A 17,579-nucleotide genomic window follows, 5' to 3' on the forward strand; every position below is an offset into this window, starting at 1 on the left:
AGCTCACATCCCTTTATTTGTGGGGCGGACGGCTGCTGTCGTCCCCATCGTTTAGTTTGCCGAGGGAGCCGCGCATCTGCGTATCTGCCTCGATATTTTTCAGATTCATATAATCCATCACGCCAAGCTTGCCGGAGCGCAGGGCTTCGGCCATCGCCAAGGGAACCTGGGATTCAGATTCAACGACCAGCGCCTTCATCTCGACCACGCGGGCTTTCATCTCCTGCTCATGGGCAACCGCCATCGCCCGGCGTTCTTCAGCCTTCGCCTGGGCGATGCGCTTATCCGCTTCTGCCTGCTCAGTCTGCAGGTACGCACCAATGTTCTTGCCTACATCCACATCCGCAATATCAATGGACAGAATTTCAAAAGCCGTCCCTGAGTCCAGACCCTTGGATAATACAGTGCGGGAGATGGAATCCGGATTCTCCAGCACATCCTTATGCGAGTTACTGGAGCCGACTGTGGTTACAATTCCCTCGCCGACACGGGCAATAATCGTCTCTTCGCCCGCACCGCCGACCAGCCGGTCGATATTGGCCCGCACCGTTACCCGTGCTTTGACCTTAACTTCAATCCCGTTCTTGGCCACAGCCGCAACAATCGGCGTCTCAATGACACGCGGGTTAACGCTCATCTGAACCGCCAGCAGCACGTCGCGTCCGGCCAGATCGATGGCGGCGGCACGTGTGAATTCCAGCGGAATATCCGCTCTCTGGGCGGCAATCAGCGCGTTCACTACCCGGTCTACATTCCCTCCGGCCAGATAATGGCTCTCCAGCTGATTGATATTCAGCCCCAGCCCGGCCTTGGTCGCCTTAATCAGCGGATTGACAATCCGGCTCGGTGTTACCCGGCGCAGACGCATCGCTACCAGCGTGATAATGCTGATTTTGACCCCGGAGGCCCATGCAGATACCCACAGCATTACCGGGAAGAAGCTGAAGAAGACGCTTAGTACAATAATCACGGCTACCGCGATCAGCAAAAAAGTAATCATAGATGCTTCTAACATACGCTTACCAACCTCCTATATTTAGATAGACAACAATTATTTCGCAGCTTCCTTCACGACCACGCGGCCGCCCTCAACCTTCACCACGGATACAGCCGTCTGCGCCTCGATGAACCCGCCTTCTGTGACCACATCTATCCGCTCACCGTCAAAGGTGGCGGTTCCAGCCGGACGCAGCGGGGTTACGCTCATGCCGGAGGCTCCGATCAGACGCAGCTTCTCCGGGACAGGAACAAACCCTTTGTCTCTGGTAAGGCTATCCTGAAGGATGAACCGGTTCCAGATTCCCCGCTCCTTGAAGACCACGGCTACAAACACAATGACCACAGCCGCCGCCGAAAAAGCAATGCCCAGACTGAACAACGCATGCGTAAAGCTGTAAGCAGCCCTCACAACACCCGCCACCAGACTGATGGACCCGAGTATTCCCAGAATACCGAAGCTCGGCACAAACAGCTCCAGAATCAGCATCACCAGTCCCAGAATGAACAGGAGCAGCGTCTCCGCTCCAGCGAATCCGGCCACATAGTTACCGAAGAAGTAAAGGGCAAACGCCAGCGTACCGACAATTCCGGGCACCCCAAAGCCGGGCACCAGCAGCTCGATGAACACACCGGCGATACCCACGAAGAGCAGGATTGTCATGACCACCGGATGGGTCAGAAATTGCGACATTTTCTCAGCACCGGTATGCTCAATGCGAAAAATGTCGTCTGTTGAGTAGCCCAGCCAGGTAATCGCCTCCTGCTCCGTTCCTGCAATCCGGTCGGCGTAACCGGCCTGAAGCGCCTCATTGCTGCTCAGAGCGATAATCTCGCCCGCCTGCTTGTTCACACCCAGCTCCGGGCGGTTAACTACCAGATGAACATCCATCATGCCGGCAGCCACTTCAGGATCACGCCCGTTCAGCGAGGCAGCTCCGATCATTTTGGATTTCCAGTACGAAATCATCTTGGCGTCTTCCACGCTCTTCCCATTCATGTCCACCAGCGAAGCAGCCCCGATCATGCTGCCCGGCTTCATGATAATGGCGTCCGCGTTCAGCGCGATATAGCTGCCTGCCGATGCGGCGTTGCCTTTGATATAGGCCACTACCGGGATCTTGCTGTCTCTGACCAGGGTGCCGATTCGTTCGGCGGAATCCACCCGTCCTCCGGGCGTATCGATCTCCAGAACAATCAGAACTGCGCCGTAATTCGCCGCTTCCTGAAAGCCCCGTTCCAAAAAGCTCTGCAGACCCCGCTGAATCTCCTGGTCCACCGGAATAATGAACACGGGTCCGCTGACCACTGTACCCGAAGCCGCTCCCGGTGCGCGAACCGCTTCATTATCCGCCTGAACGGTCCCCGCCACCGGCAGGAACAGAAGAACCATTAAGGCCGCGATACAGGAAAATATGATGGTGCGTAACTTCTTCAAGCCTGCGCCCCCCTTTTGTCCATGAACCATTTGCATTCTCAACTTATCATTGTATGTAAGCCTGCATATAATTCTTAGTATACCTTATACGCAGGTCTATCCAAAAAGCTCCACATAATGAAAAACACCCCTTATAAAAGGGGTGCTAGCGTTATATTATTGCAGAAATTGCTGAACCGCCTGGTTCACAAGTTTACCATCGGCGCGACCTTTGACCTTAGGCATCAGTGCGCTCATCACCTTACCCATTTCACTTTTCGAAGAAGCACCGGTTTCCTGGATGGTCTGTTGTACAATTACTTTAATTTCTTCTTCGGTAAGCTGCTCGGGAAGATATTTAATGATAATCTCGATTTCTGCCTTAGTACTCGCGGCAAGCTCATCGCGACCCGCTGCTTCAAATTCTTGGAGGGCATCTTTGCGCTGTTTGATCTCACGACTAAGGATATCAAGCACTTCGTTGTCGTCTAATGTTCTCTTCAAATCTATTTCAAGATACTTTATTGTAGAACGAACCATTCGAATGGTGGAGAGTGTGAACTTGTCCTTACTCTTCATCGCTTGCTTCATATCTTCGTTTAATCGTTCGCTAAGATTCATGCGTGGGTAATCCTCCTAAAACTTTCTCTTACGAGCAGCCTCAGACTTCTTCTTGCGCTTTACGCTTGGCTTCTCATAATGCTTGCGTTTCTTCACCTCAGCCAAGACACCATCCTTAGCAATGGAACGTTTAAAGCGACGAAGTGCAGCATCAATTGTCTCGTTTTTGCGAACTTTCGTTTCAGACACCAGTTTTCCCTCCCTCCGACCAGACCGTCCAAGAGCATAACAACACGGTTCATCACCTTTCATTATAGGTCAAAGCTAAATAAGGTGTCAACCTTCGCGTTATTCTTTTTTCAGCCAGGCTGTATATAGTTGGATTGCTTCTTAGGCATGAGAACTGGAGTTCCCGGTAAGGGCACCAAGCTTGGCTCCGCCCAGCAGATGAAAATGCAGATGCGGCACTGCCATCCCGCTGTCCGGGCCGCAATTGTTAATCAGCCGGTAGCCGGTACCGGCAATTCCGAGCTCTGCGGCAAGCTGCTGTGCTACGGCATGAATCTCGCCAATCAGCGGCAGATCCTCAGTTGTAACCTCATTCATGGAAGCGATGTATTTCTTCGGGATAATCAGCACATGCACAGGGGCGGCAGGCTCAATATCGTGGAACGCCAGAATCCGCTCATTCTCGAACACTTTTTTGGACGGGATTACACCTTCGATTATTTTGCTGAATACAGTTTCCATACCACGCTTCCTCCCAAAAAATTTGTAATGCAGAAGCTTGCATCCGGCACTTTCCGCAGCACAAGCTGAGATAATAGACACGAACATGACTCTTATTCGTGCAACGGCCACCCGCCACTCACAGGCGATGATCCGTTATCGTTCAATCCAGCTTGAGCTCTGCGGGACGCACACGCCTGAAGATCTTCGGGCTTCCGGCCTGATCGGCTTCGCGACAAATTTCAATTTATGGAACTAATCATACAGGATGTTGAGCAATTACGAAAGGCGGAAGGCTATATTCGGTGAAATCAGATGTTGGGGGCGGCTTATGCTGGGATTGTGAGGGAAAGTGGGCGGGAAGCGATGTTATTAAGGAAATGGAGGGGGAGTAACAAGGAGCGTGGGATTAGGGAATAGGGAGAGTAGACTGTATTATAACAGATAACAGATCAGGTATGACCGCTGCTAACTTTGCGTGTGGACCCAAAAAAAAGACAAAAAAAAGGAAACACCCTTCACAGCTCATATGAGCTGCTTCGGCGGCGGACGTATGAGAAGGAGTAGATTCCCTGTCATACGTCCGCCGAGGTGTTTCAAATAATGTCGGCTTAGCTGTATTATAACAGGGGGTTGGAGGTGTATCTGTGATTCTCATCACAACCAACCCCGTCTTTCACATTTTTTCCAAAAGAATGGTTGAACCCCCGCCGCCCTGCTCTGCAGGAACCACAATCAGCTTGCGCGGCAGCCGGGCCCGAAGCTCGGGAACATGGCTGATGATGCCCACGGACAACTGGTCATTATGCAGTCTCTCCAGTGAAGTGATGACGGTGTCGAGCAGATCCGGGTCCAGCGTACCAAAGCCCTCATCCAGGAAAAAGAATTGCAGCGGATATTGTCCGCGCAGTTGAATCTGGGCTGACAGGGCAAGCGCCAGCGACAGGGAGGTCAGGAAGGTCTCTCCCCCGGATAACGTGGACACCGGACGTCTTACGCCGCCGTTCCCGTCATCCCGGATGACGAAGCCGCCGCCTGAATCCACCTCCAGCGCATAACGCTGCTTACTTAGGAACCGTAGACGCTGTGACGCAGCCTGGCACACCTGCATCAGCTGTTCTTCAGCAATATACTCCACAAAAGCATTGCCGCGCAGCACGGTCTGCAGCTTGGATAGACGCTCCTGCATCGCGGCATGTCCAGCCCGCTTGTCCTCCAGCTCTACCCAGCGGATATGGCGCTGCTGCAGATCCTCCAGATCCCGCTCTGCCCGCGCACGGGCCTGAAGCGAGGCTTCATCCTCCTCTTTGCACCTCAGCAGCGCGTCCTGGCTCTCCTGCCATTCTTCACTGCTGAGCACAGCTCCAGCCAGCTTCTCCTCAATACTCCGCAGCTGCAGCAGGCACTCCGCCTCCTCTTCGCGGTAGGACTTCACACGTTCAGCGGCCTGTGCCCGTTCTCCAGTCTCCAGAGATGAGGCTTCCACCTCTGCGGCCGAAGCAAACGGCGAAGACTGCAGACTCTCCTCCCACTGGGCGGCAGCGGCGGTATAATGCTCTTGCGCCGATTCTGCCGCCTGGCGGGCTACCGCAGCTTCGCGGGTCTGCTGCTGCGCCTTATCCGCTGCCCGGCGGTGTTCCTGCCGGCTGCGTTCCAGCGCAGTCTGCAGCTCCAGCAGCCTGCGTTCACAGGCGGCCAGCAGCTCCCTGGCAGGCTGGCCGCCGGTCCCTTCGCGCAGGCGCTGCTCTTTATCGCGGGCAAGTGCCTCCTTGCCTTCAAGCTGCGCATCCCACTGCGCCAGCTCCTTATCCAATCCGGCCAGTTGCTCGTTCAGCGTCTGCACAGCGAGGTTTTTCTCGTCCAGGAACTTGACGCTGATCTCCAGCCGGCTGCGAATCTCTTCAGCGCGTTCATCCTTGCCGAGCATCTCCTGATACGTTCTCTCCGCTTCCTCCGGGGCAAGCTCCGGGAAGAGACGGCTCCATTCTTCCCTTAGCTTGCCGGCTGAAGCAGCCAGCTCCTCTGCCTTGGCAGACAGCCCCTGCAGCCAGGTCTTCTCTGCTTCAGCACCCGCTGCCTCCTTGTGATACACCTGCTCCAGCTCCTGCAGGGAACGCTGCCAGTCCGAAGCCGCACGGCGCAGCTCTGCAGAGCGGCTTTTGAGTGCGGCCAGCTGATCATTCAAGGCAGACAACCGGCCATCCAGCACGGATAAGGCTTGTTCATCCGGAAGCTGCCCGGTTGCCTGGGAGCCGGTAGACTGCGGGGTGCTTACCGAATCAGGTTCGGCGTGGAAGCCGGAACTATTAGGAGTGTCTGATGCTGTATAAGAGCCGGAACTGCTTGAGCGCTTGGTAGCCTCAATAGACTCCGGAGTGTCTAAGGAACCGAAAGCGGTGTGGGACTCGGAATTGCTGAGAGTGACAGGTCCGGCATCCGAGCCGGAACTGCTTGAGCGCTTGGGTGCGGGTGCGGCGTGGAACGAAATGCTTGCCGTCTTGTCCGCAGCCGGCTCTGCCCCGGCGGCGCCAGCGGCGGACTGGTGCAGCGCCTCTTCAGATGCGCCTCCCGCTAGCCCAGCGAGCCACGAGCTGTCCTGCTCCAGCAGGCTGCGCAGCAGATGGCGCGTCTCCAGCGCCTGACGGGCCTGAGCGCGGACATGGCGGAGCCTATTGTCCAGCTCCTCAGAGTCCCCCTGCTCCTGCTGAAGCGCAGGGGAGGGGTGATGCTCGCTGCCGCATACCGGGCAGGGAACCCCTTCCTGGAGTTCACCGGCGAGCGCCTGTGAGAGCCGGTGAACCTCCTGCTCCTTCAGCGCAGCCTCCAGCGCGCTGATGTGCGCCTCCAGGCGGCCGGCAGCGTCTCCCGCTGCCCCTTCGGCCGTCCGCAGCTCTTCCTGGTGCAGGGCGGCGGCGGCCAGCAGCTCCCCGCGCCCGGCATCCAGCGCCTGCCGCCGGGACCCGGCGGCGGCCAGCCGCGCTTCCGCTGCCGCGAGCACCGCCGCGCGGCCCTGGCGCTCACGTTCTGCCGATTCCCGCTGGGCCTCGGCAGAACGCAGTCCCTGCAGTCTCTGCATGGCTTCCTGCAGAGACTGCCGCTCCTGGGAGCGGACCGCCAGCGGCTGCAGGCTCTGCTGCAGCTCGTGCTGTTTCTTTTGGCCGCGGGCCAAAAGCTCACGCTCCCGGGCCAGGCTCTCCCGTCCGGCGGCTAAGGACCGGGCGGCTTCCCCGCGGCGCGCCTGCAGCGCCGCCCGCTCGCTGTGCAGCGTGCTGAGCTCGGCCTCCAGCTCCAGCGCGCGCCGGTAGCGGCCCTCCTCCTCGCGGAGGGCCGGCTCGCCTGCGGACAGCGCGGCCTGGGCCGCTGCTTCCGCTTCCGCCCCGGCCGCCGCCTCCTGCACGGCGGCGGCGGCCAAGGCCTCAAGGCCCCCGGCGCGCTGCGCCCGGGCCTTCCAGGCCTCCTCCGCGCTGCGCCAAGCCTTTAGCGCGGGCAATCTGCGCTCGGCCTCGTCCGCCTTGCCGAGCTTCTGCTCCAGGAGGAGGATCTGCTCCTCCTGGGCCAGCAGACCCTGCCGCTGCGACTCGCGGCGGGTCCGTTCCTCCTGCAGCTCGCGGATGCGGACGAAGCGCTCGGCGCGCTCCGCAGCCTCCGTGAGACGCTTACGGCAGTCCGCCGCATGACGGATCGCCTCCTGCACACGGACGGCGGCCGCTTCCACATCTGCCTTGCCCGCGCTGCCCAGCCCCTGCTGCTCGGCTTCCAGAGCGCGCAGCGCCGCCTCGTTCTCCTTGACGCGGCGGCTCAGCTTCAGTGCCAGCCCGTCGCCGTACTGTTCCAGATGGAACAGACGCTGGAGCATCTGCCTGCGGTCCACGCCACGCAGCGACAGGAACTCGGCGAATTTGCCCTGCGGCAGCACAACAGCCCGGGTGAAATCGTCCATCTTCAGCCCGATGTGCTCTTCGACACAGCGCGTAACCTCGGCCAGCTTGTCGGCCATCACAAGATCGCCGTCCGCCTTGACCTCGATGAACCGGCTGATCGTATTGCTGACCGACTGCTCCCCGGTGCGTTTGAACTTCCGTTCCACGCGGTAGCGCCGCGCCCCGGAAGAGGAGTTCAGCTCGAAGGTGAAGGCCACGCTGAGCTGGTCCTCGGAATGGTTCATAATTCCCTGGGTTCCGTTCACGGCGCGCTCCACTTTGCCGTACATCGCCAGTGTAATCGCGTCCAGCAGACTGGATTTACCGCTGCCCGTCGGACCGAAGATCCCGAACAGCCCCGTCTCGGTCAGACTGGCAAAATCAATTTCCTGCTCCGCCCGGTAACTCTGCAGCCCGGATAATTTCAACAATATCGGCTTCAAATCAGTTCTCCTCCCCTTCCGCAGCTTCATGCCGCTCTTCTTCAGCCAGCTCCAGGAAAAGTGCGATCAGACTGTCATCCGGCTCCGCACCGCCGGTCTGGCGCTGATAGAACCTGCGGAACAGCTCCTGTACCGGCATGCGGGAGCGGGACATCTCTTCCAGCTCCTGCTCCATCTGCGGATAGATTGGCCGGATATGGACAATGCCTTCCCGTGACTTGCGCAGCCGCTGGATATCATTCATAGACATGGCCTCGGTTAGCCGCAGCTCCAGATCAATAAATGCCCCGGCGTCCCTGCCCTCATCCAGCCAGCCGTAGACCTCCTGCAATCCGCCTGTGGACTTCCAGTTCACCAGCGGCCGCCCGCAGGAAAGATAAATCTCCTCGAACACCGGCTCCCCGCCCGGTGCGACATCAATCATGGCCACCGACTTGGCCTGACCGGCTTCGGAGAAGCTGTAAGCCAGCGGGGAGCCGCTGTAGCGGATCATCCCGTCGCCTTTGACCCGCTGGGCGCGGTGAAGATGCCCAAGTGCCGTATATTGCGCGCCGCAAGAGAGTGCCGATGGATCAACGGTATAGGCGCCGCCGACCTGAATTGGCCGTTCGGAGTCGCTCTCCACGCCGCCCAGGACATAGATATGGCTCATTGCCAGGTTAACGGTCTCCGGGGTGAACTCGCGTCCAAGCAGATTCATCAGCCGCCCGACCCGGGCGCTGTAAGCCAGCCGCAGCTCAGCCTCTCCGCTGTCTCCGGCAAGCAGCTCGCCCAGCCGGGCTTCGGAGGGGTAAGGGAGCGCAGCGATTTTGGCAACCTCGCCAGTTCTGGCAGCATGCACCGTGACCGGTTCCGAAGTCGGCATTCCGACGAGCGTAATCCCCTGTCTGCGGACAAGCGGAGACACGGAAGCTACGCGCTCCGGCTGGTCGTGATTGCCCGAGATAACCACCAGCGGACGGCCGCCTGCCGTCAGTCTGGCCGCCGCGTCATAGAACAGTTGCTCCGCCGCAGCCGGAGGATTCACCGAATCGTAGACATCCCCCGCCATCAGAATCAGATCCGCCCCGGAGGAATCGGCAATCTCCACCAGCTCATCCACGAACTGCTCCTGCTCCTTCTGCCGGCTCCGGCCCTCCAGTGTCCGGCCCAGATGCCAGTCGCCCGTATGCAATATGCGCATTTCCGCCCTCTTTTCCCCGCCTGTCTGCGGCAATCATATATAAAAAGAACTTAAGATTTGAACTCAAAGCATGACCGTCTCTGAGGTGTACCTTTGGACTTCCATACGCTGTTGTCTCCTGATTTCGTTGATCTTTCCTTCTGTTCGAGGTTGAATTAGGTTGAATTAGGTTAACGGCGGCTGCACCTCGTCATCGGCCAATTAATCCTGCACGAAATACAACCTTCCTGCGCTAAGTAGCGTTCTTATACTGGAATTGTTGCAAGAATGGCAGCATTCCCCCTGCTTCAGGCCGATGTACAGAGCTATTCTTGTCTTTCATACAGCAATCCGATCCAACACGCAGCAATGTCTACACTCAAGCTGTAATAAGTGCAACATTTCGCATCATTCTGAGGGAGAACGACTTCGCTCAGCCAACGATCGCCAGACCGCAAGCATATAATTTGTCTCAATTACCGCTCAGCACCTATCTCCACCGCAGCAAACGCAACCCTTCCCCACTACTCACAACCTAACAGCATGTCCGCCGTCGAAAAAGTACAGCCATACCTCGCTGACCGGCTCGCCCAGAATATCCATCAGTGCCTTACTGTACAGCTCCAGCTGGAAACGGTATTTGTCCGTCAGCTGTGCAAGCCCGTCCCCGTGCGGAGGGATATGATCTGTTTTGTAATCCAGCAGAATCAGCCGTCCCTCTTCCCGGAACAGGCAGTCGATCACCCCTTGAATCAATACTGTCTCCGCAAAATCACCGCCGCCCGGCCCATCCGCAAGTCCGGCAGCCGCTTCATCCAGATAATCAAGTCCCCGGTAGGCTTCACCGGCTGGCATCGTGTAGCTGAAGGGCTGCTCTCTGGTCTTCCAGGCAGAATGGAAGAGTCTGTGGCCCAGCTCACTCCGGCAGAACTGCTCAACTTCCTCCAGTACCACCGCATCCGCCTGTTCCCTGCTAAGGATAGCAAGCCTTTCAAGACGCGTAAGCGTGGCCTCCAGCACAGACCGGTCTACCGGCTCATCCAGCGGAATATGCTGCATCACTGTATGGTAGGCTGTTCCGCGCTCGGCAGGGGTAAGTCCCCGCTGCTCCATGAATTTCGGCCGCTGGAGATGCAGGCTGTCCCTATACCCGCGTTCGTTCCGTTCGTCCGGTCCGCCCGGGAGCTTCCGCTCCTCCAGCTGGTCGTACGACGGCTGCTCCTGCATCGACAATAACCCCTTGAGCTCGGTGACCGAGGTCTTAGCAGGGATGCTTGACGCTGCCGCATACCGGTAAGTCCAGCCCAGTCTCTCCGCAATCTGCGCAGCGGCCGGGGTCTCAGGTGTTGACACCGTCTTCCCCCTGCGGAGCGCCTCCAGAATTACCCGGCGTTGTTCGTTCTTGTCCTGATCACCATCCCCGGCAAGAAAAGCGCCCGGGCTAAGCTCCGCTGCACCAGTCACCGTAATGCTCCAGTTCGACTCATCGCCATGCAGCACAGTGGATACCGGCCCCTCACTGCCTGCCAGCTTGCGCAGAATAGCAGCGGCAGGGTGGCGGATCAGCGCCGGTCCCACCCAGTCCAGATAGCTGCGGCCCCGGGCCAGCAGGTGATCCGCCAGCAGCAGCTCCTCGCGGCCCTGCATCGCTGCCCAGCCCGAAGCCGTGCGCGGCAGATCTCTGACCGTGCCGACCAAAATCATTTTGTCGCGCGGACGGGTCAGTCCGACATAGAGCACGCGCATCTCCTCAGCGAGCAGCTCCAGCCGCGATCGGCGGTTAATCGCCAGATAGGGCAGCGTCGGGTAACTGACCCGGGTCTCCCGCTCCACGAAGCGCGGCCCGAAGCCAAGCTCCTTGTGCATCAGGAACGGAGAATGCAGGTCCTGACGGTTGAACATTTTGGCCATGCCTGCCAGGAAGACAACAGGAAACTCCAGACCCTTGGACTTGTGGATCGTCATAATTCTGACGCCCCCGGCCTCCTCGCTGCTTCCTCCGGCAACCCCCAGATCGCCGCCGTTCTCCCTCAGCCGTGAGATGAACACCAGAAAGCGGAACAGTCCTCTGGCCGAGGTCTCGTTCTCGAATTGAACAGCCCGGTCATACAGCGCCTTCAGGTTGTTCTGGCGCTGAAAGCCTCCAGGAAGCCCCCCGACCCACTCCAGATACCCGCTCTCACGGTAGATCCTCCAGATCAGCTCGCTTAAGCTTCCTTGCCGGGCCGCATTTCTCCAGTTCTCCAGCCTGTCCAGGAAGGACTTAAGCTTACGCTGCAGCGTAAGCGGAATATCCCGCAGCGCCGCCGAAGCATCGGTTCCGTCAGTTATACCTTCCTGGACACCCTCATTTCCTGACGATGGCGTAAGCTCTGACGCGGCGGCTGTCTCTCCGGCTGTGTCACCGGTACCGGCATCCTGCCCCGCCAGCAGCGCGGCCTCCCAGAACAGATCCGGCGGATTGTCCCGCAGTGCCTCCCCTGCTTCAGAAGCCGCAACCAACGCATCGTAGAACGTCCCTCTGCTGCACAGCCGCACCTTCGCCAGCTCCTCCTCCCGGAGATTCACCACCGGTGAGCGCAGTACTCCGGCTAGAGGAATGTCCTGACGGGGATTATCGACAATCTGCAGCAGGGAGAGGGCAATCTCCACCTCCGTAGCCTGAAAATACCCCTTGTTCTGGTCACCGTACGCCGGAATACCTTCACCCCGCAGCTCCTCAATCATCAGCGGCGTCCATACCCGGGCCGAACGCAGCAGAATGACAATGTCGCCGTAGACTACGGGACGCATGATCCGCAGTGCTTTATCATAGATCAGCAGCGGCTCACCGCCGGTCATTCCCGTCATCTGCGAGATGCGCCGGGCAATAGCCCGTGCTTCCAGCTGCGCAGTCTCACTCTCGGCAGCCTCCAGCTCTAGAAGAGGCAGCTCATCGCCCTCTGCTGCTTCGTCCGCCGGCCCCGGGGCAGAGCCCCCCTTGTCGATCAGCAGCAGCTCCGGCGCAAAATAAGTATCCGGCCCTTTCTCTGCGGCTTCCGGGAAATTCGCTCCGTATACCAGCTCTGCCCGCTCGTCATAACTGATCTCCGCGACATTGCTGTCCATGATCTGCCGGAAGACCATATTCACCGCATTCACCACTTCCAGCCTGCTGCGGAAATTGCGGGCCAGATCGATGACCAGGCCATCTTCCTGTTTCTCCTGTCCCGGATCAGTCCCCGCCGCCCGGCCCTCTGCCTCACCGGCATGCAGGTCGCTGCCCGCACTGTCTCTGTGGGACAGCTCATTACTGAACCTGCGGTATTTATCCAGGAACAGTCCCGGCTCCGCCAGCCGGAACCTGTATATACTCTGCTTCATATCCCCGACCATGAAGCGGTTACCGGGGGCTTCCCGGGAGATCAGCCGGACAATCTCCTCCTGTACGCTGTTGGTATCCTGATATTCATCCAGCAGCACTTCGTCAAACTGGCTGCGGTACTCTATCGCCGCATCCGACGGGAACGAATGCCCCGGCTGCGAGTCCGGATGGCGCAGAATCTGCAGGCAGTAGTGCTCCAGATCGCTGAAATCCACCAGCCCGCGGCCTGCCTTCTCCAGACGGTAGCGTTCACCGAACGCGATTACGGTTTCTGCCAGCTCCTGCATCAGCGGAGCCGCCGTATGTAGTTCACCCAGGAAGGATTCCGCCGGACGGCCGAACAGGGATTTTTGCAGCTCGAGCAGGCTCTTCTTCACCTGATCCCGGATCGCCTTCACGCTCTCCTGAAGCAGAGGGTCCGTAGCATCCTTCTTGCAGGGCTTCAGCTTCCCGAAGGAGATCTCCATGAAGATATCATATAATCCGGCCCAGGGCTGTGATTCTACCGCATCCAGCAGACCCTGCGCCATCTCCAGATCGGCTGCAAGATTCTCCGCATAAGGCGCCGGACCGCCGGGCTGAAGCGCGATCTCACGCCCCTGCTCCAGCTGGCTGATCGCCCCCTTCAGTGTAAGCCGGGCTTCGGCAAGAATGCTCTGCACCCAAGGCGTATGGCTCAGAGCCTCAGCATCCGGCAGCGCAAAGTCGGCTGCGGTATCCCTCAGCCACTGCGCAGGCCAGGGATGGCTGCGCGCAAAATCATGCAGCCGCTGGATCAGCGAATGCACCGCATCATCGCTCCGTTCACCGCTGAACCAGTCTGCGAGCTGCACGAACAGGGTATCTTCCCCGTCCCCGGCAACCTCGCCGTATTTCTCCTCCAGCAGCTCTTCCAGCAGCTCCTGGCGCATCATCTCCGCTTCATGCTCATTCAGGATACGGAAGCCGGGATCAATCGGAATCATCTGGTAATACCGGCGGATTACTTCAAGGCAGAAGGAATGCAGCGTGGTAATGGAGGCTCTGCCCAAGAGAGCAAGCTGGCGGCGCAGGTATTCATTCCCGCCTTCACTGTCCTCCGCAAGCTTACGCTCCAGCGCTTCCCGGATACGCTGGCGCATCTCAGAGGCGGCTGCCTTGGTGAAGGTTGCCACCAGCAGCCGGTCCACGCTGAAGCCTGCTTCCTCATTGCTAATCTTGCGGATAATCCGCTCGACGAGAACCGCCGTTTTGCCGGAACCGGCTGCCGCCGCCACGAGAATATCGCTGCCGCTCTCGGCAATGGCGCGCCACTGGTCGTCACTCCATAGACTGCCTTCCGGCTTCGTTTCGGGTACAGGTCTTGTGCTCACAGCTTCTCTCCTCCTTTGCGGGACAGCATATCCCAGATTACTTCTTTGCCCGGCTTACTTAGAATGTTATAACTATTGCCCTCCACCGCTTCATCGAACTGGCAGACGGGACGGAAGGAGCAGAAGGTACAGGCTGTTTCCTGCTGGATGCGGTAAGGCTGTATCGCCACATCCCCCTCCGTAATGCTGGTCCCGATCTCCGAGATCGTGCTGCGCACCGAGGACCGCAGCTGCCCCCACTGCTCTGGGGTAGCTACAGATGCGCTGCTGTAGAAGCTGCCGTCACTCTTCAGCGCTACCGGAACAATAGAGGAATACCCTTTGTCGAGTGTGGTATCCATCAGCGAGACCACCTCGCGGTCAGCGGTCAGCAGGCCCTTCATCTTGAAGCGCTTCATCAGCTCCTGCTCCGCCTGCTCCCGGTTCATTCCGTTGGCTGAGGTCAGGAGCGGGTCATGAACGTGGAAATAGAGCGCTCCGGCAGGCAGTGCTGCCTGGCCGAGCCATTGCTCGGAATAGGTCAGCAGCACATCAAGGTAAGTTAACATCTGCAGCGACAATCCATAGTAGACCTCATGCAGCTTGAGGTCCTTCTGGCTTGATTTGTAATCGATAACCCGCAGCAGAATCCCCTGCTCCCCTTCAGCCTTATCCACCCGGTCAATCCGCCCGACCACCTCCATGACACAGCCGTTCGGCAGTGTAATTCTCAGCGGAGGCAGCTCCTGTCCGGGACCGAAATCCAGCTCCAGCCCAACCGGCTCGAAGCTCCCGCGCCGCGAATGCTCCCCGAGGATGACCGAAGCGCGGCCGACAATATTCTTCAGCTTGCGCGAGATATAACCGTAGCGCTTGCTGCTCATCAGAATCTCTCCCTGTAACAGCGGAGACAGCTTGTCTACGGTCTTCCCCGCCTCCGTGCGGCATTCCTCCGCAGTCATGCTGCCCCAGCTGCGGCCTTGCTCCTGCAGCCGCTTCGCCATCTCACTGAGGGCCGCATGGAAGAGCTGCCCGATATCCGGAGCCTGGAGCTTGTAGAGCTGGCGCTCCTTCAGCCTCAGCCCGTAGGAAGCGAAATGAGAGAAGGAGCAGGCAACGAACCGCTCCATCCGTGACACGCTGCCGCGCAGCGTGGAGCCGCCATACAAGCGCAGACTGGTCTCCTTCTTCAGCCGTATGCCTTCATTACGGTAGAACAGCGAGCCGAGCAGCCGCTCCAGCTTCAGCTTCATAGACAGATCCGCATGGCGGTATTCCGCTGCCTGTTCACCTGCTGGCTTGTCTGCGCCCTGCTCCGCCGCAAACCAGTTATAGACCTCCCACCACATGCCGGGGATCTCTGCACCTTGACGCCACTGGCGGAGCTGAAGCAGCAGCATGCGGAGTGTCTGCTCAGGATGGCCGATGAAGTCCATATGGACAGCGTCGTCATCATTACCGCTCGGCGGGAAGCCGGAGAGGAAGTGTTCATCTAACTGCTGCGGGAACATTCCCTGCAGCTGGCGGATAACCTCCGAGGGCAGCAGCGCCTTCCCCTCATCATCAGCTGCAGCATAGCTGATCCACAGCTTCCTGCTGGCTGCCGTAAGCGCATTGTAGATCAGGAAACGTTCATCCAGCAGCTTCCGGGATGAGCCAGGCGCAAGCTCCATACCGGACTTCTCCAGCAGGAGGCGTTCCCCTTCGGACAGAATGCCGTCTTCCTTGAACTGCGCCGGAACCACTCCTTCATTGAAACCGAGCAGGAAGGCGTACTTCACTCCCGACACCCGGGTACGGTCCATCGTACCTACCAGCACCTGGTCAAGTGCGGGCGGGACGAGCCCCATCTTAAGCTCTGCCAGCCCGGTCTCCAGCACCCCGGCGAACAGGCTGAATTCTATCCGTTCTTTGCCCATCATTTCGGCAATCTGGTCCAGCAGACCCAGAACAGCGCCCCAGAGCTGGCTATGCTCCCGTGCGGCTTCCGGACGGCCCTGCTTCAGAGACTCCGCTCCCATCCCTTCAAGCTTACGTGCCGCTTCCGTATCCTCCAGCAGCAGATATACCGCCCGGCATAGCTCCAGGCCGCTGCGGCTGGCTTTGATTCTCTGCTCAAACGCCTGCAGCGGTTCGGTGACCGCCTTCCGGCAGGCCTCCATCCTTGCCAGCATCGCTTCATCAACAGCTTCACTGCCCTCCAGCGAGAGGCGGGGAATCCCCTTCCAGGATCGCCCGTCCGTCCAGCGGTAGCCGTGAATTCCGCAAGCCAGCACGTAGTTCTCCAGCTCATCCATATGAGCGCGGGTAATGCTTCCGTCCAGCGGCAGCAGCAGCTCTGTCTTCACGCAGCGGAACACATCCTCATAACGCCAGCGGCGGCGGACGACATCCAGGGCAGAGCGGATGAATTCCACCAGCGGATGATGCAGCTCACTAAGCTTCTGGTCCAGGAAGAACGGAACGCCGAAGTCCTGAAATAACGGGGCGATCAACGGCTCATAATCGGCCATATTGCGCATGAATACCGCCATTTCCCCATATTTGGCTCCCGATTCTCTGGCCAGGGCCTGCATCTCGCGCAGCACGCCCTCCACCTCGGTGCGGCGTGAAGCCGCAGCCCGGATGCTGATGGCTTCCTTCACCTGTTCAGCCGGTCCTGTCCAGGGATGCCGGCGCTGTAAACCGCGCTCCAGATGTGCGAGAACGGGAGCGTCCTTGAACCTTGGCAGGACGGGCGGAGCCAGCAGCTCATCCCACACGGTAAGTCCCATCTCCTCTGCTAACCCCCGCAGCTTAATATAAGTAACCGCCGCCGGATGGAACAGCTCCAGTTCATGCGGGGCAGCGCCCGGCGGATAGATCCGGTCCAGTGTAAGCGCAATGTTCATGGTGTCAGCATACTGCATCAGCTCACGTAGGACGATGAATTCCTGGTTGCTGAAGCCGTGGAAGCCGTCCACCCAGATCTCAGCGCCGCGGATATAGGCAGAGTCCGCGATATGCTCAGACAGTTCGGCCAGCCTGTCCTCTTCATCGATATAGAGCTGTGACATCTCCTGGTCCAGCTCGCTGAAGACGAGATGCAGATCATCCAGCTTCCCGGCCAGTATAGGGCTGCCCAGTGTGGCATCCCGCATTCTGCCGATCTGCTCCTCCAGGTCTCCGGCTCCAAGACAGCAGCGCTTAAGCTCCGTGTGCAGACTGCTGAGCCGCTCCACAAATCCCGGCCGGTCCGAGGAAGCGCCGAACAGCTTCAGCTCCTCCTTGCGCTTGCTGATAATCTTGTAGATCAGCATTTTCTTGCCTTCTTCACTGATGGGCAGACTCGCGCTCCCTCCGGTCTCCTGCTTCACCCGGTAGGCAAGACGCGAGAAGCTGAGCGTCTGGGCGCGCAGACTTCCCTTCACACCGCCCGCCGCCAGTAGTCCCCGTTCCGCTCCGAACGATCCCTGCTCGGGAACAAGTATAATGATCGGGGCCCCCAGCGGCTCTGCCTTCAGCCTTGCGGATACCCGCTCCCATATTGTAGTTGTCTTGCCGCTGCCCGAGCGGCCGATGATGAAGTTAACCGTCATTTCAGCAGACTCCTTCCGTTGAATTCTGGCACTCTATGCGACACCAGAATCTATGAAAACTCTCGTCTCAATAGTATA

9 protein-coding genes are annotated in these 17,579 nt (G+C 58.9%); all 9 read right to left on the reverse strand.

The features are described 5' to 3' along the window. Positions 1-13: 13 nt before the first annotated feature. Positions 14-1,015 (reverse strand): flotillin-like protein FloA, encoded by a 1,002-nt coding sequence (gene floA, locus NSS83_RS11200; protein ID WP_209872081.1) that lies wholly within the window; start codon positions 1,013-1,015, stop codon positions 14-16. 36 nt (positions 1,016-1,051) lie between these two features. Then, a complete protein-coding gene (locus tag NSS83_RS11205; protein ID WP_341348262.1) occupies positions 1,052-2,434 on the reverse strand; it encodes an NfeD family protein in 1,383 nt (460 codons plus the stop codon). 156 nt (positions 2,435-2,590) lie between these two features. Further along, positions 2,591-3,034, reverse strand: a complete 444-nt coding sequence (locus NSS83_RS11210; protein ID WP_036724349.1) for a GatB/YqeY domain-containing protein — start codon at positions 3,032-3,034, stop codon at positions 2,591-2,593. 15 nt (positions 3,035-3,049) lie between these two features. Next, positions 3,050-3,223 carry a 30S ribosomal protein S21 gene (rpsU, locus tag NSS83_RS11215; RefSeq protein WP_005547957.1) on the reverse strand — a complete coding sequence of 58 codons (174 nt, stop codon included), beginning with the start codon at positions 3,221-3,223 and terminating at the stop codon, positions 3,050-3,052. A 141-nt stretch (positions 3,224-3,364) separates the two neighbouring features. Continuing rightward, positions 3,365-3,724, reverse strand: coding sequence for a histidine triad nucleotide-binding protein (locus tag NSS83_RS11220; RefSeq protein ID WP_341184424.1), 360 nt, complete (start codon positions 3,722-3,724; stop codon positions 3,365-3,367). A gap of 655 nt (positions 3,725-4,379) precedes the next feature. Further along, a complete protein-coding gene (locus NSS83_RS11225) occupies positions 4,380-8,066 on the reverse strand; it encodes an AAA family ATPase (RefSeq protein WP_341184422.1) in 3,687 nt (1,228 codons plus the stop codon). Between the two features lies 1 nt (position 8,067). Then, positions 8,068-9,249 carry an exonuclease SbcCD subunit D gene (locus tag NSS83_RS11230; protein ID WP_341184421.1) on the reverse strand — a complete coding sequence of 394 codons (1,182 nt, stop codon included), beginning with the start codon at positions 9,247-9,249 and terminating at the stop codon, positions 8,068-8,070. A gap of 507 nt (positions 9,250-9,756) precedes the next feature. Continuing rightward, positions 9,757-13,944: a UvrD-helicase domain-containing protein gene (locus NSS83_RS11235; protein ID WP_341348263.1), complete on the reverse strand. Its 4,188-nt coding sequence runs from the start codon at positions 13,942-13,944 to the stop codon at positions 9,757-9,759. Then, positions 13,941-17,501 carry a helicase-exonuclease AddAB subunit AddB gene (gene addB / locus NSS83_RS11240; RefSeq protein ID WP_341184419.1) on the reverse strand — a complete coding sequence of 1,187 codons (3,561 nt, stop codon included), beginning with the start codon at positions 17,499-17,501 and terminating at the stop codon, positions 13,941-13,943. Before addB ends, NSS83_RS11235 begins: the two co-directional genes overlap by 4 nt. Positions 17,502-17,579: the final 78 nt, after the last annotated feature.

This window comes from Paenibacillus sp. FSL H3-0469 (genome assembly GCF_038051945.1).
GTDB lineage: Bacteria > Bacillota > Bacilli > Paenibacillales > Paenibacillaceae > Paenibacillus_AQ.

Excerpts from the sequence above, each read along its gene's own strand:
- NSS83_RS11220 (WP_341184424.1), bottom strand. The coding sequence starts at position 3,724 with ATGGAAACTGTATTCAGCAAAATAATCGAAGGTGTAATCCCGTCCAAA.
- NSS83_RS11230 (WP_341184421.1), bottom strand. The coding sequence starts at position 9,249 with ATGCGCATATTGCATACGGGCGACTGGCATCTGGGCCGGACACTGGAG.
- addB (WP_341184419.1), bottom strand. The coding sequence starts at position 17,501 with ATGACGGTTAACTTCATCATCGGCCGCTCGGGCAGCGGCAAGACAACT.
- NSS83_RS11210 (WP_036724349.1), bottom strand. The coding sequence starts at position 3,034 with ATGAATCTTAGCGAACGATTAAACGAAGATATGAAGCAAGCGATGAAG.
- floA (WP_209872081.1), bottom strand. The coding sequence starts at position 1,015 with ATGTTAGAAGCATCTATGATTACTTTTTTGCTGATCGCGGTAGCCGTG.